The organism is Arachnia propionica (assembly GCF_037055325.1).
Classification (GTDB): domain Bacteria; phylum Actinomycetota; class Actinomycetes; order Propionibacteriales; family Propionibacteriaceae; genus Arachnia.
In genome coordinates this window covers 1,024,964-1,039,258 of the sequence record NZ_CP146373.1, presented here as the reverse complement: position 1 = coordinate 1,039,258, position 14,295 = coordinate 1,024,964, and the positions used below count along the sequence as shown (strand labels likewise).

At 62.2% G+C, this 14,295-nt stretch carries 14 protein-coding genes; 10 read left to right on the top strand and 4 right to left on the bottom strand.

Going from position 1 to position 14,295, the window contains the following annotated elements:
- The first annotated feature begins 28 nt into the window (after positions 1–28).
- Genes V7R84_RS04870 through V7R84_RS04860 form a run of 3 tightly spaced genes read left to right on the top strand, consistent with a single transcriptional unit; the run spans position 29 to position 3,446 of the window.
- Entirely contained in the window at positions 29–745 is a 717-nt protein-coding gene (locus tag V7R84_RS04870; protein WP_338572634.1) for a succinate dehydrogenase cytochrome b subunit, read from the top strand.
- On the top strand, positions 742–2,703 hold the full coding sequence (locus tag V7R84_RS04865; RefSeq protein WP_412728087.1) for a fumarate reductase/succinate dehydrogenase flavoprotein subunit: 1,962 nt from the start codon (positions 742–744) through the stop codon (positions 2,701–2,703). Before V7R84_RS04870 ends, V7R84_RS04865 begins: the two co-directional genes overlap by 4 nt.
- Entirely contained in the window at positions 2,700–3,446 is a 747-nt protein-coding gene (locus tag V7R84_RS04860) for a succinate dehydrogenase/fumarate reductase iron-sulfur subunit (RefSeq protein WP_338572631.1), read from the top strand. Before V7R84_RS04865 ends, V7R84_RS04860 begins: the two co-directional genes overlap by 4 nt.
- A 20-nt stretch (positions 3,447–3,466) precedes the next feature.
- Here V7R84_RS04860 and bioB read toward each other — a convergent pair whose 3' ends face one another.
- Positions 3,467–4,519: a biotin synthase BioB gene (gene bioB / locus V7R84_RS04855; RefSeq protein WP_338572629.1), complete on the bottom strand. Its 1,053-nt coding sequence runs from the start codon at positions 4,517–4,519 to the stop codon at positions 3,467–3,469.
- Between the two features lie 362 nt (positions 4,520–4,881).
- Positions 4,882–5,097: a helix-turn-helix transcriptional regulator gene (locus V7R84_RS04850; RefSeq protein WP_338572627.1), complete on the bottom strand. Its 216-nt coding sequence runs from the start codon at positions 5,095–5,097 to the stop codon at positions 4,882–4,884.
- Between the two features lie 157 nt (positions 5,098–5,254).
- Between V7R84_RS04850 and V7R84_RS04845 the strand changes: the two genes are divergently transcribed.
- From V7R84_RS04845 to V7R84_RS04815, 7 genes are all read left to right on the top strand, one after another.
- On the top strand, positions 5,255–5,803 hold the full coding sequence (locus tag V7R84_RS04845) for an NAD(P)H-dependent oxidoreductase (RefSeq protein ID WP_338572624.1): 549 nt from the start codon (positions 5,255–5,257) through the stop codon (positions 5,801–5,803).
- A 366-nt stretch (positions 5,804–6,169) separates the two neighbouring features.
- Positions 6,170–6,964 (top strand): hypothetical protein, encoded by a 795-nt coding sequence (locus V7R84_RS04840; RefSeq protein WP_338572622.1) that lies wholly within the window; start codon positions 6,170–6,172, stop codon positions 6,962–6,964.
- Positions 6,961–7,770 carry a hypothetical protein gene (locus V7R84_RS04835; protein WP_338572620.1) on the top strand — a complete coding sequence of 270 codons (810 nt, stop codon included), beginning with the start codon at positions 6,961–6,963 and terminating at the stop codon, positions 7,768–7,770. The genes V7R84_RS04840 and V7R84_RS04835 overlap by 4 nt, the downstream gene beginning before the upstream one ends.
- Positions 7,767–8,915: a hypothetical protein gene (locus V7R84_RS04830; protein WP_338572618.1), complete on the top strand. Its 1,149-nt coding sequence runs from the start codon at positions 7,767–7,769 to the stop codon at positions 8,913–8,915. Before V7R84_RS04835 ends, V7R84_RS04830 begins: the two co-directional genes overlap by 4 nt.
- Positions 8,912–9,706 (top strand): ATP-grasp domain-containing protein, encoded by a 795-nt coding sequence (locus V7R84_RS04825; protein ID WP_338572615.1) that lies wholly within the window; start codon positions 8,912–8,914, stop codon positions 9,704–9,706. The genes V7R84_RS04830 and V7R84_RS04825 overlap by 4 nt, the downstream gene beginning before the upstream one ends.
- Positions 9,703–11,196, top strand: coding sequence for an MFS transporter (locus V7R84_RS04820; RefSeq protein WP_338572612.1), 1,494 nt, complete (start codon positions 9,703–9,705; stop codon positions 11,194–11,196). Before V7R84_RS04825 ends, V7R84_RS04820 begins: the two co-directional genes overlap by 4 nt.
- 10 nt (positions 11,197–11,206) lie before the next feature.
- Positions 11,207–12,052 (top strand): hypothetical protein, encoded by an 846-nt coding sequence (locus V7R84_RS04815; protein WP_338572611.1) that lies wholly within the window; start codon positions 11,207–11,209, stop codon positions 12,050–12,052.
- Positions 12,053–12,112: 60 nt separating this feature from the next.
- Here the strand turns inward: V7R84_RS04815 and V7R84_RS04810 are convergent, their stop codons facing one another.
- Both V7R84_RS04810 and V7R84_RS04805 read right to left on the bottom strand, forming a co-directional pair.
- The gene (locus V7R84_RS04810) at positions 12,113–13,132 is read right to left on the bottom strand and encodes a zinc-dependent alcohol dehydrogenase family protein (protein WP_338572609.1); all 1,020 of its coding nucleotides are present in this window, start codon (positions 13,130–13,132) and stop codon (positions 12,113–12,115) included.
- Positions 13,133–13,282: 150 nt separating this feature from the next.
- Positions 13,283–14,167, bottom strand: a complete 885-nt coding sequence (locus tag V7R84_RS04805) for an alpha/beta hydrolase (protein ID WP_338572607.1) — start codon at positions 14,165–14,167, stop codon at positions 13,283–13,285.
- Between the last annotated feature and the right edge of the window lie 128 nt (positions 14,168–14,295).

Below are 14,295 nucleotides of genomic sequence, written 5' to 3'. Positions count from 1 at the left end.
GGCGAGAAGCGGTCAGTTAGACTGAACCATGACCACAACGACGGTGGACGTCCCAGCGGGAACGCGACGACGCGGGCCCTCAAATTTCGTGCTCAAACATGTGATGGCGGTCACGGGGGTGCTCTTTGTCGCCTTTGTGGCGGTGCATCTGTTCGGCAATCTGAAGGTTTACGCGGGGGCTGACGCTTTCAACCACTATGCGGCGTGGCTGCGTGAGGTTGGTTACCCGCTGCTTCCCAAACAGAGCGTGTTGTGGGCGCTGCGAATTGCTTTGGCGGTTTCGTTGTTGCTGCACGTCTCGGCGGCTTTGACTCTGTGGTTGAGGGGACGGCGCGGTCGCGGCGCTCATCGGCGTGGCCTGCATCAGAATCGCACCCGTGCGGCGGCCTTCATGCTGCCTGGAGGGATCCTGATCCTGGCTTTTGTGCTGGTGCACCTCAGCGACCTGACGGTGGGCGGCCCTTTGGCATCCGTGTCCTTCCGACATCCTGATCCCGAGATGCACGCCTATGCGAATCTCGTCGCCAGTTTCTCCCGTCCCTGGATGGCTATTTTCTACATGGCGGTGATGCTGGTGATTGGTTTCCACATTGAGCATGGCTGGCGCACTCTACTGCAGGACCTCGGAGTCACGGGCCGCCGGTTCAGACAGGTCTGGGTGGTCCTCGGAGGTCTACTGGCCCTAGCCGTGGTGCTGGGCAACGCCTTGATTCCCCTCTTGGTGCTGGTGGGGGTGATCGCATGACCGCGATGACCAACCGGCCACGTCCCGTGGAGATGCTGGCTACCGGGATGCTCGATCCTCACCTTCCCGACGGTGACCCCCGCACCGCATGGGAACGCCGCAAGGCCGAGTACAAGCTGGTGAGCCCGGCCAACCGCAAGAAGTACACCGTGATCGTGATCGGAACCGGTTTGGCCGGGTCCGGTGTGGCTGCGGTGCTGGGGGAACTGGGCTACACGGTGGAGAGTTTCACCTTCCACGACGCACCCCGCCGCGCACACAGCGTCGCCGCTCAGGGCGGTATCAACGCCGCCCGCGCCCGAAAGGTGGACGGTGACTCGCTGACTCGGTTCGTCACAGACACCGTCAAGGGTGGTGACTTCCGAGGAAGGGAAGCCGACGTGTGGCGCCTGGCCGAGGAATCGGTGCGGGTCATCGATCACATGAACGCCATCGGAGCACCGTTTGCTCGCGAATACGGCGGGCAGCTCGCCACCCGTTCCTTCGGTGGTGTGCAGGTTTCTCGTACCTACTACACACGCGGTCAGACCGGACAGCAGCTCCAGATCGCCGGCGCGCAGGCCCTGCTGCGCCAAGTGGAACGAGGCACGGTGAAGTTGCACACCCGCCACGAGATGCTGGACCTGATCGTCGCGGATGGTCGGGCCCAGGGAGTGGTGGTGCGCGACCTCGTGACCGGGCGGATCAGAGTCACTACGGGACACGCAGTGGTGCTGGCCACCGGTGGCTACGGAAGCGTCTTCTTCCACTCCACCTTGGCGATGAACTCGAACGCCACCGCCACGTGGCGGGCCCACTGCCGTGGGGCCCTCTTCGCCAGCCCGAGTTTCATCCAGTTCCACCCCACCGCGTTGCCGGTGTCCTCCCACTGGCAGTCCAAGACCACCCTGATGAGTGAGTCGCTGCGCAACGACGGACGCATCTGGGTGCCGGTAACCCCGGGTGACGAGCGTGCCCCCGGTGACATCCCGGAGGCCGAGCGTGATTACTACCTGGAACGGCGCTATCCGGCGTTTGGGAACCTGACCCCGCGCGACATTGCTTCTCGGGCCGCCCGTACAGAGATCGAGGCCGGCAGGGGAGTGGGGCCGCTCAAGAATTCCGTCTACCTGGACTTCCGTGACGCCATCTCCCGGTTGGGCAGGGCGGTGATCGCTGAGCGTTACGGGAATCTCTTCGAGATGTACCGGGACGCGACAGGTGAGGATCCCTACAAGGAGCCGATGCGCATCGCGCCAGGAGCCCATTTCACTATGGGCGGGTTGTGGTGCGACTTTAACCAGATGACCAGCGTCCCCGGGCTGTTCGTCGGTGGAGAGGCAGGAAACAACTACCACGGCGCAAACCGGCTCGGGGCCAATTCACTGCTTAGCGCCTGCGTCGACGGGTGGTTCACGCTGCCCTTGGCTATCCCCAACTACCTGGCCGGGTTGGCGGGACAACCCCTCCTCGACGTGGATGCCCCCGAGGCCACGGATGCGCTGGCAGATGTGCGCGGGCGCATCGATCATCTAGTCAACAACCCCGGACACAGCCGACCCACTACATTCCATCGCCGTCTCGGTGAGATCCTCTACACGGGATGCGGGGTTTCACGCAGCGAGGCCGGGCTGAAAAGGGCCCTGGAACAGGTGCGGGAGCTGCGCGAAGAGTTCTGGCGTGATGTGCGGGTGACCGGCACCGACGACCGGCTCAACCAGGAGCTGGAGAAAGCTGGGCGGGTTGCCGACTTCCTAGAGCTGGCGGAGTTGATGATCACGGATGCGCTGGACCGCCAGGAGTCCTGCGGGGCGCATTTCCGTGAGGAGTACGCCCTCCCGGACGGGGAGGCCAAACGCGACGACGAACGCTGGTGCAACGTCTCGGCGTGGGAGACCACCCCGGCCGGCCAACACCGCCGTTACCAGGAGCCGCTGCGATTCGAGAGCGTCAAACTGCAGGTGAGGAACTACCGATGAGGGTCGAACTTGAGATCTGGCGACAGGACGGGCCGACGTCCGAGGGGCGATTCGAGACCCATGTCGTGACGGATGCAACCCCTGAGATGAGCCTTCTGGAATTACTGGACCGGTTGAATGACCAGCTGTCCGAACAGGGCGTGGAGCCCATCTCGTTCGAATCCGACTGCCGGGAGGGGGTGTGCGGGGCCTGCGGGGTCACCGTGAACGACGTTCCCCACGGCCCGGTTCCGAATACCCCGTCGTGCCGGCAGCACCTGCGAGCCTTCGGAGGCATCACGAAGCTGCGGATAGAGCCGCTGCGTTCGGGAGCCTTCCCCGTGGTCCGGGACCTGGTGGTGGACCGCGCAGCCCTGGACTCCGTCATCCGCGCCGGTGGTCACGTCGACGTCATGGCCGGGACCGCCCCGGACGCCGATGACTGCTTGGTTGGTCACGAGGACGCAGAACTGGCCCTCGACTTCGCCGCCTGCATCGGCTGTGGGGCGTGTGTCGCCGCTTGCCCCAACGGCGCGGCCCATCTGTTTGCCGGTGCGAAACTGGCGCACCTGGCTATGCTCCCGCACGGGAAGGTAGAACGCACCCGCCGCGCCCGGGCTGTCGTCGATGCGTTGGAGGCATCGTTCGGGCCATGCAGCAGCTACGGCGAATGCGTTGAGGTCTGCCCGGCCGGTTTGCCGCTCACCGCAGTGGCGGCGGTTCACCGGGAGGGCATTCGCTCGTTCTTCAAACGCCGCGCCTAGGCCCTGCCGCGAAAGTGACCCTAGGCGTTTGCCGGCTCCGGGGTGCCGACCCCACGATTCCTGATCACAGGTCGGACGTCGACCTCGGGGCCGGTCTCCTCTTGGCCGAGAACCGTGAATCCATAGTCGGCGATCATGGCCAGGTCCTTGGCTCCGGCCTGTCCCTCGCTGGTGAGGTAGTCCCCGAGGAACAGCGAGTTGCAGATCTCCAAGGACAACGGCTGAAGACTGCGCAGGTGCTGTTCCCGGCCCGCCGCGACCCGCACCTCGCTGTCCGGATGGACGAACCGCATCATCGCCAGGATGCGCAGGCAACGCTGCGGGCTCAGGTCGGCGTGACCCGCTAGGGGGGTGCCGTCGAAGGGCATCAGGAAGTTCACGGGAACTGAGTCCGCACCGATCTCCCGAAGTTCGAAGGCAACCTCCACCAGTTGCTCATCGCTCTCGCCCATGCCCGCTATCAGGCCCGAGCAGGCGCTCAGCCCGTGTTCGCGGGCGTGCTGAACGGTCTCGGTGCGGTCCTGATAGCTGTGGGTGGTGCAGATGTTGTCGTAGTGCGATTCCGCGGTGTTCAGGTTGTGGTTGTAGGCGTCTGCACCCGCGGCGGCCAATCGCTCCGGTTGCCCCGTCTTCAGCTGCCCGAGGCAGGCGCAGATTTCCACATCCGGGTGCTCGGCCTTGATCTCCCCGATGATTTCAGCCACCTTGTCGACGTCGCGGTTGGATGGTCCTCGGCCGCTCGCCACCAGGCATACCCGCTTCGCGCCACCCGCGATTCCAGCCTTCGCCGCGGCGACGGCGTCTTCGTTCTTCAGCCACCGGTATTTCAGGATGTCGGCCTGGGAACCGAGACGTTGGGAACAGTAGAAACAGTCCTCTGGGCACAGACCTGATTTGAGGTTGACGAGGTAGTTCACCTTCATCGTGGTGCCGAAGTGGTGGCGTCGCACCCGGCCTGCTGCGGCCACGAGGGCGAGGGTTTCCGCATCCGGCAGCTGCAACACTGCGAGGGCTTCCCCGGGGGTGATGGAGCGGCCAGCGATGATGTCGTCGGCAAGCTTGTTCAGGTCCATGGTCTCTCCTCCGCGACGTTTTGAACGATGTTCAAGCTAGCAGATCGCCCCGACCTCAAAGAGTGGCCGGTCATGGACGAGGCGTGGTTCCATGTCAGCGAATGCGGCGTTGCAGGTGGTAGACGATCCTCCAGCGGGTCTGCCACGTGGTGTATGTCGAGGCGCGTAGCGGCATGTCCGTCGCAGGATGTGACGGGGCTCAGGAGTTCCTGGAGGTCGTCGTGACTCCGGAGGCTGGGGGAAACAGGTATTCATCTTGGCGGGCGAGTTATCGCAGAACGAAGGGGGCCAATGCGAGAAAAACGATCTCGGTGGCGGCCAGGGCTATGACCCCGACTCGGGTTCCGACCTGTTGTGCTCTCTCAACTGTGTCGATCGACTTCCTCCTTGAAGTCGAACAGTTCCTCGATGCTGGTGCCGAAGACCTTTGCGATGTCCCAGGCCAGCTTGAGTGACGGTGTGTAGGTGCCCCTCTCCAGATGTCCGATGGTCTCCCTGCGTACGCCAACGAGCCTGGCTAGATCTGCTTGGCTCATGTCGGCCAGGAGGCGGTGGCGTCTGATGTGGGTGATGAGCAAAGCACCTCCTGTGTGTTAGATTTTTATATCATATTGATTGGTATATCACTCGTCAAGTTATATATATCTAACATTTGTGGTTGGGGAATCGGGTTGTGTGAATGCCGGGGGAGTGGGCTTGAGTCGCGTAGGATACTTGAAGGCGAAAGGAGTCACTGTGAAGATTGGTGTCATCGAAGGGTCGATCCGCAAGGGACGTAACGCCGCGCCGGTAGCCCGTTGGGTTCTGGAGAAAGCCCCGAAGCGGGAGGATGTCGAGTTCGTTCTGCTCGATCTGGCCAGTTTCAATCTGCCTCTGTATGACGCGCCCATCCCCCCGGCGATGGCGAACCGTCAGTACGAGTCTGAGGCCGTTATTGCCTGGAGTCGTGCCATCGATGAGTGCGATGCCTTCATCTTCGTGAGCCCCGAGTACAACTTCGGGGTCCCGGGGGTGCTGAAGAACGCCGTTGACTGGCTCGCTCCCGAGTGGATGAACAAGTCCGCGGCCTTCGTCAGCTATGGTTCCGACGGTGGTATCCGCTCCGTCGAGCACTGGCGCACCATCCTTGCCAACTTCAATATGCACGTCGTGCGGACCAACGTCGCTCTGTCGCTGTTCACCGACATCGCCGAGGGGGCTGTGGTCGCCCACGAGCGCAAGGCTGAACAGCTGCAGGTGCTCGTCGAACAGCTGGTGGCTTCCGCCGTACGTCGCAAGGCCTGAGGGTCCGTCGAGAAACAACAAGGAATGCCGTCCCGTTAACCCGGGGCGGCATTCATGTGTGGTCGTGATTCGGGGCCGTAGGGCGGATGGTGGGACCTCGTCGGCTCAAAGGGGAGGGTGTTCTATTCCCGCTTTCTCTCTAAGGGTGGCCTTGTTGTTTGAAATCCCTGGCGGGGGGTGTCGTATGTGGGACCTGAATCCCTGTCCCGAGCGGAAGATGATTGCTGAAAGTTATGGGGGTGCTGGGTGGGGTTTCTCGGCTCATGCGTGAACTACTTTCCTGCTTGTGACCTCCTTTTGGTCAACCGCCTTCTTTTTGGGGCGAACTTATGGTGTGCCCCCTGGCTGCCCTTCTAAGCTGCGCTCATGACCACACGAGTCCTCACGTTGGTGGACCGACGATATCGGTTCCAGGCACAGCCGAGCGGCATGATTGCCGCTTTGCGGGCTTACGGCGCCCATGTTGAAGAACTGGATGAAACCCAGTGTGTGACCGACGAGTGGCGGGACGTCCTCATGCGGGTGGATGTCGCCGTGGCGCGTGGTCGGCTGCCTGGAACTTTGGCTGTTCTCGCGGATGTCGCTGCTTCAGGGGTACCTGTGGTCGATACGGCAGCTGCGGTTGAGCGGGTCCGCGACAAGCGCATCATGACCAGGCTTCTCGGGAGTACGGGCTTGGCCAGGCCGCGGACCACGATCTGTTCAGCAGAGGATCTCGCGGACGTTGATCTGGAGTATCCCATCATCGTGAAACCGGTGTTCGGGGACAATGCTGAGGGCCTTGTCGTGCTTGATGAGCCTGCGGATCTGAAGCGATTACGGTGGCGCGATTCCGATGTGATCGTTCAGGAGTACCGGCCAGGTTCCGGGGCGGATCTTAAGCTTTATGTAATTGATGATTTTATTGCTGCTGTGAGGCGGCCTTCCCCGATCAGCCGGTGTACGGCGCGGTCCTTGGGGGTCGTGCCCGTAAATGATGCGCTGCGAGATATCGTCAAGCGTGTTTCCGCGGCTTTCGGGCTGCGCTTCTTTGGCGTCGACTGCCTTGAAGTGGGCGGGCGACTGGAGGTTCTTGAAGTCAACGATTTTCCCAACTATTCATCCGTTCCCAATGCGTCCGAGCTGCTTGCCGAGCATGTACTAAGGAGGGCAGTTGCGTGAGGATCGCCCTGCTGACATCCCAGTGTGTGCCCGAGCAGGACTCCATCACCCGGAAATGCTTGGATCTGCTGGTGAGCTGGGGAGTGCATGTCGATGCTCGACATGCCATTGGAAACACCGAGTTAGGGGAAGTGGCAGTGGAGCATGATCTCTATCTTCTCGTGTCCCCATCCCCAGCGGTCGTTTCCTTGGCTTCAGATCTGGTGGGCTTAGGGGCTCGATGCCTGAACCTCCCTGAGATGCTGAGGATCTGCCGGGACCGGGTTCGGACCGTGAAGCTGCTGTCCTCCGCGAAAGTGCCCATCCCCAGAACCTGGGTGGTTGGAAGCGCTGCGGATCTGATTGAACCTCTCCGCGGCGGCCCTGTCGTCCTCAGATCGGCGGATGTGAGCCGCTCCGCGGGGACGAAGGTTCTCTGGAACGTCGACGAGGTGATCGATCTACCTCTTCTTGACGGGGAAGCAATTGCTCAGGAAATCCATCCCAACGATCAGTACGCCTATCGGGTGTATCGGATTGGGAGCCAGACCTTCGCGGTGAAGCGGCCCTTCTGGATGGTTTTCCCGCGCGAGACGCGGGAAGAGCCCGTGTTGGTGACCGAGGAGATGTGTGACGTCGCGGATCGGGTGGCGGACGTTTTCAAAAGCGAGCTCTTCGGCCTGGAACTGGTTAGCGTCGAGGGGCGTCTCCATGTGGTGGAAGTGTTTCCCTTTCCTCGACTCAGCGGAGTCCCGGATGCGGCACTGAGATTGGCCGACTACATCTACGCCCGCGGAATGGAAACCGCTGAGGAAGTCCGCCGGTGAGAGCCACCATCATCGGTGCAGGGCGTATCGCCTTGGGGCTTGCCGCTGAACGGTTTCACCGGTCGGGCTACGAGGTGACGGTGTTGGGTCGTGGTTCTGTGTCCGCGGCTCTACGCCTTTGTCGGGCTGTGGAGGTCGAACTGACCGATGGATGGGAGACGGAACGTTTTCTGGTGCCAGTGCGAACCGTCGACCTGGCTGACCGCATTACGGCTGTGAAAGCCATCGCCAGCGCCGATGTGGTGGGTACCGCGGTAGGGGCACGGATGTTGCCTGCGGTACTGGACCTCCTTGCCGAGGGGTTGAAACGTGCGGCTCTTCCCGTGAACGTGATCGCCTTCGAGAACCACGAGAACGCTGCCCGGATCATCCGGAAAGGTCTGAGAATGCGGTTGGGGCCGGGTGTGGACCGGCACGGGTTCACCGGAGCCGTTATCGCCCGAGCCGTGGCTCATCGTGTGTTCACCGAGGACGGTCATGTCCGGGTCGTGGGAGACCTGCCGAGCGAGGTCGTGATTGATGGTCCAGCGCTGGTGGACCCCGTCCCACTGGTCCAAGATTTCACCCCGGTCGATGATTTCCGAGCCTACTATCGCCGCAAGCTCTATCGGTTCTCGGCTGGGCACGCCACGACGGCCTACCTGGGCAAACTCAAGGGATATCGATATTTGCACGCCGCGGCCATGGATCCGGAGATAGCCGAGGCCGTCCTGGGGGCGATGGAGGAGGGCAGGCAGGGGCTTGCGGCGCGCTATGGGAAAGAGGTCTCCGGCACCAGTGAAGACCTGGAAGCCATTCTGTGCCGGTTCCGCAATGCGGTCCTGGGTGACACGGTCGACCGGGTGGGGCGGGACGCTCTTCGCAAGCTCGGCCGAGGGGAACGCCTGGTTGGGGCCGCTCGGCTGGCCGTCAAAGGGCAAGTATTGCCGATCCATCTGACGAGGGCGGCTGCTGCGGCTTTCGTCAGTGAGTCGAACCTTCTCGTTTCCCGAGAACGGATGAGCGCCCAGGTGTCCCGGGTGACGGGCGTAGGGCGTCGTCATGTCGTCACCCAGATGGTGGCTCGCGCCTGGGGTGAGTTCGCCCAGGAAGAGTCGACCGGCGCACCATTCCTCCAACTTCCAGAAATGAGCCTTTCGATATGAGAATCTGTTTCCTGCTGACCCGCCGAGTTCCTGATGTTCCCAGCCCCATCGTGCTGGAGGTTCAACGGCTCCTGGAACGGATGGGGCATGAAGTGACTGGCTGGATCCCTGAGGATCGCCTGTTGCGTACGGATATCCTGAGGCCGGAGGCTGATCTCTACGTGCTCAAGAGCCATACTGAGTTGGCACTCAGCTACGCTGGCGCACTTCATGGGCAGGGGGTCGCGGTATGTAATGAATACAGCGCTTGCCTGACCGCCCAGGACAAAGTGACTGCGGGAAGACTCATGCGTGAGCTGAGCGTCCCCACCCCTGATACGTGGCTCATCGACAGCCCTCAGCAGGCGACTGAACTGTTGGCGGAAGGGGCTCTCATCATCAAACCCCACAGAGGACACCGTGGGGCGGGGGTTCATCTGGTCGAGGAAGCTGCGCAGTTGACCTCTATGCAGAAGTCATCCGGGCCGTTGATTGCCCAACGCTATGTTCCGGGACCCGGCGAGGACCTCAAGGTGTACGTTGCCGGGGAGAATGTCTGGGCGGTTCGTAAGCCCTTCGACCCACAGTCGTTCACCCGATTCGGTCAGCCCGTTCCCGTCGATGAAGAGATCAGGAACATCGCCACACGAATCCGTTCTGGATTCGGTCTGGAACTGTTCGGATGCGACGTGATTGAGTCCCCGGACGGTCCCAGGGTGGTGGACGTCAACTACTTTCCCGGATACAAAGGATGCCCCGATCCGGCTCCTGGGATCGCAGCCACCATCGATCATGTCGCCCGCGGCTCATGACCCGTCGATCAACCCTACCCCCCGAGCTTCGACGGCGGCGCCGCCGAGCGTGCTGGGTTGCTTGGGCGGTGGTGGTCGTCGTCACCGCGGCAACGTCGGTAGCTGCGGTCCTGATGGATGGAAACTGGGAGTGGGCGAGCCCTGAGAACAGGTTGTGGTTGGTTCTGGGAGGTTTTCTGATCGTCGGAATGACCACGGCCCTGACGATCTGGGCCACCCGTCGGTACGTCCGGGCGCCCAGGCGTGCGATCCGGAGCCAGGATGATGGTGGAGGTCCCCTGGGAGTGGTGGTGGCGGAAGGCTTCCTGTCACGCCTGGCTTTCGGAATGATCAGCTTCTCATTGCCGCTGTATGCACATCGACTCGGCATGTCCATCGAGAACATAGGGGTTCTGCTGGCGACGAACACTGCCGTCGCCATTCTTTTGAAACCCTTGATGGGTACCGTCATCGACCGCATCGGGGTGCGAACCTCTTACATCGTGGCGGTGGGATTGCGGACCGTGGTGGTGCTGTCCCTGGTGTTCGCCCAGACTCCCCTCCACCTGTTTCTCGTCCGCGGACTTCACGGGGTGGCGATCTCCCTTCGTGATCCATCCTCCTCAACGATCCTGGCGGCCCTGGGAGGCAAGAAAGCGGTGGCTCAGCGTTTCTCCTGGTATCAGACCGTCAAGACAGTGGCCGGGTCCGCTGGAGGGTTCTCCGCCGGGATCCTGCTGACCGCTCTTGCAGGGGATCACGCTTTCGTTTTTGCTGTCTCGGCCATCCTGTCCGGGCTTCCCATGTTGCTGGTGCTCTTCGGGCTTCGAGGTCCCCAGGTTGCTGGCCTGACTTGTAAACCGGAGAAAGAAACGCCGGTTCCTGTGGAACTGCGTCGGCTCATCCGTCCCTACGCGCTTCTGGGAGCGGCCATGAACGGTACGGCCTATCTCATGGCGAATCTGCTTCCTCTGCTCTCCGTGTCGTACATGGGGTTGTCAGAAGCAGCCGCGTCGTCGCTGTATGTCTTCTCCACCATGATGTCCTTCAGCGGGCCGCTGTGGGGATGGCTGGCGGACAGGGTGAGCTTGAAGCTGGTGTTGGGGGTCAGGGCCATCGGTAATGTGTTCTCCTCCTTGGTCTGGTTGCTCTTCCCAAGTTATGCGGGCCTTGTCGTCGGGAAGGTGGCAGATGATGCAGGCAAGGCCGCTTTCCGGCCGGCATGGGGTGCGGTCATGGCCAAGGTGGCTGCTCTCGATCCGGTGCGGCGTACTCGGACACTGGCGATCATGAGCACCGCGGAGGACGCCGGGGAATTCGGGGCGCCCATTCTGGCCGGGTTCATCTGGACGACATTTGGGTTGCCGGCAGTACTGGTGGTCAGATTGTGTGCCGGGACGGCGACCGAAATCTACTCTTGGTGGTTGGCCAGTCACATGAAAATCGACGATGATCGTTCCGGCCAAGAGTCTGACACGGAAGCCCCTATACAGCCCCGTAGATCGGCGTAAAATCCGCGGCATGAGAGTCGTTCTTCTATGGTCCGGGTCGTCTGGAAAGTCCGCCCCACTGCTGGATGCGCTTGAAGCGGAGCTGCGTCTGGCCAAGGCCACTACCATCTCCTTGTTTCCCGCGGAAATGGAATCAACCGCTCCACTTCCTCGAGCTGATGTGGCAGTTCTCAAGGACAAGACACCGGCTGGCCTGGAATGGGGGAGGCGACTGCACGAGGCGGGGATTCCCACGGTGACTCCCTATCCGGTCACTTCTTTGTGTAGGGATAAATTGAGAACCAATCAGGTGCTGGCGCAAGCCGGTCTACCTGTTCCCGAATGCCGTTTGGTGACCGGGCCTGAGGACTTGATATCGATGCTTGTGGACGGCTCTGTGATCCTCAAACCACGTCGTGGTTCCCAGGGGCGGGGAATCCGGATCATTCGTGATTCCACGGATGTCCCCGCATCGTGGGGAACGGAGGAGATGTTCGCGCAACGCTATTACGAACCCGAGACCCTGGACCGCAAGATTTATCGGATTGGAAACGACGTTTTCTGTGTTGAGCGAGTGTGGCCTCCGGTCACCCCAGAGGAGAAACAAGGTCGGCTGATCGAGCTGGACGCCGCCACCAGAGAACTCGCGATGGAATGTGGACGGCTGCTGGGCACCGAGGTTTACGGTGTGGACGTGATCGAACACGAGGGCAGGCCGTGGATCGTGGACCTGTCCAGTTTCCCCGGATTCAAAGGTGTTCCGGACGCTGGCGCCCGAATCGCCAGGGTTGTTCTTCGTGTTGCCGCAGAGACTCGGCATAGCGCCGCCTCACAGGAGCTGGTCTCGGGCAACGAAGCGCTCTGTGCCGTTCCTTGACGGTCGAAAAATGAGGGATGGCCGCTCCGATTGATTTTCCGTGGGGCGGCTGTCCAGCGGTCACGGTTCGAGCAGCACCTTGATGGCGCGGCGTTCGTCCATGGCCTTGTAACCTGCGGGCTCCTCGTCGAGCGGAATCCGCTGGTCGAAAACCCTTCCAGGGTTGATCGTCTCGGCCAGGACGCGCTCGATCAGGGTCGGCAGGAAACGGCGCACGGGAGCGGGCCCGCCATGCAGGTGTACCTCGGTGCCGCCCAGTAGATCACCTGACAGGTTTACATCGTGGGAGACCCCAACGAAACCGACGTGCCCACCCGGGCGGCAGGCTCCGATGGCCTGTGTCATGGATTGCTGGGTGCCGACCGCCTCGATGACGCTGTGCGCTCCCAGCCCTTTGGTGAGGGCCTTCACGCGGGAGGCACCCTCTTCACCGCGTTCCTCGACGATGTCAGTGGCCCCGAACTCCGTGGCGACTGCTTGGCGTTGTGGGTTGCGGGACATCGCGATGATCCGTTCGGCGCCCAGCTCTCTGGCTGCCAGGATGGCAAGGAGGCCAACTGCACCATCACCCACCACCGCGACGGTCTTGTCCGGAGCCACCTCTGCGGCGACGGCCCCGAACCAGCCCGTGCCGAGCACGTCGGAGGTGGCCAGCAGTGAGGCCAGCACGTCGGGGTCCGTGGGACGCCCGCCCGGCACGACGACGAGGGTGCCATCGGCCTGCGGGATGCGGACGAACTCCGCCTGGGTGCCGCTGACGAATTCGCCATTGACACAACGGGACTGGTAACCGGCATTGCAGATCTCGCAGGTGTTGTCCGAGGTGCAGAAGGAGCCGACCACGAAATCACCTGGTTTCACCTCGGTCACGTCCGAACCGACCTCCATCACGGTGCCGACGTACTCGTGTCCCATGGCGCGGTTCTCAGCCTTGTCGTACCCCCGGTAGGGCCACAGGTCTGAGCCGCAGATGCATGCGGCGGCAAGTTCGATTATCGCGTCGGTGGGGTCGATGATCTTGGGACGGTCCACCTCGGTGACGACCACATTGCCAGGTGCTCGCATGATGGTTGCTCGCATGATGCCTCCTCGGTGGCAAACTGCACAGGATGTACGTGTTTCCTACTATATCCCTGGGGTAGGAAATGTTATGAAAGGTCAACATGGCAGGGGCACAGTCGTCAGGATTTTCTTCCCCATGCGTGATCTGTTTGGAAGTGAAGCCCGGCCTTACTCCAGAGCCGTTTCCAGGAATCTGGCCACCCTGGTGATATATCCGGGGCGGTCGACGAAATAGCCGCCACAGTGATCGGCACCCTCGAAGGTGATGAGCTCGACCTCTCCCGGGCCGGCCGCATCTGCCAGCTGCTGGGCGTGTTCGTAGGGGATGATCCGGTCTTCCGTGCCGTGCAGCAGCAGAACCGGTCGAGGGGACAGCGACCTCATGGCGTCGATGGGACGTACCTGCTCGAACGCGTAACCGCAGAAGATCTGGTTCACCAGGTCGGCCACCGGCAGCAGAAGGCGCTCGGGAAGCCGGTAACGCCTGTAATTCGCCGCGATCACCCCTGACATGGTTGCGAAAGGGGAATCGAGCACCAAAGTTTCGATGCGCGGGTCTTGGGCGGCCGTGAGGATGGCGGTTGACGCGCCCATGGAGAAAGCCATCACCGTGATCCGTGCCCCGGGGCGGGATCGGGCCGCCCAGTCCAGTGCTGCGGTCAGGTCGGCCTGTTCGTAGTAGGCCAGGGACTGCTTGCCGTCTCCGGAATCACCGCTGCCCCGGAAGTCGAAGAGCAGGACGTTGTGGCCCTCGCGCCACAGACCGGGGCCGATCCCCAACATGTCGGCCTTGTTGCCCCGGTGACCGTGGCAGCAGATCACCACGCTCCGGGAATCAGGATTGTCCAACCACCAACCCGCCAACGACACTCCATCGGATGTGCTGAAAGAGACCTCCTCAGCCGGTACCCCCACCTCAAAGGGGGTGAATGTGTACGGTGGCCAAGGGCGTCTCGGGGCGTTCAGCGCCCAGGTTGTGTACCCGACGACGGCCCCCGCGCTCAGACCAAAAGCAGCGGTGATCCAGCGTCCGACCCTTGCAAGTCGCTCCATGTCTCCTGTTCCTCACGGGGTGTCCCCACTGTCCCGGGGGCACATGCACGCGGATGCCTACATGTCCGGGGTCCTGCCATATTCTCAAAATCAGGACATATCCTGCCGGCCCGTCCACCTTGTGGCTC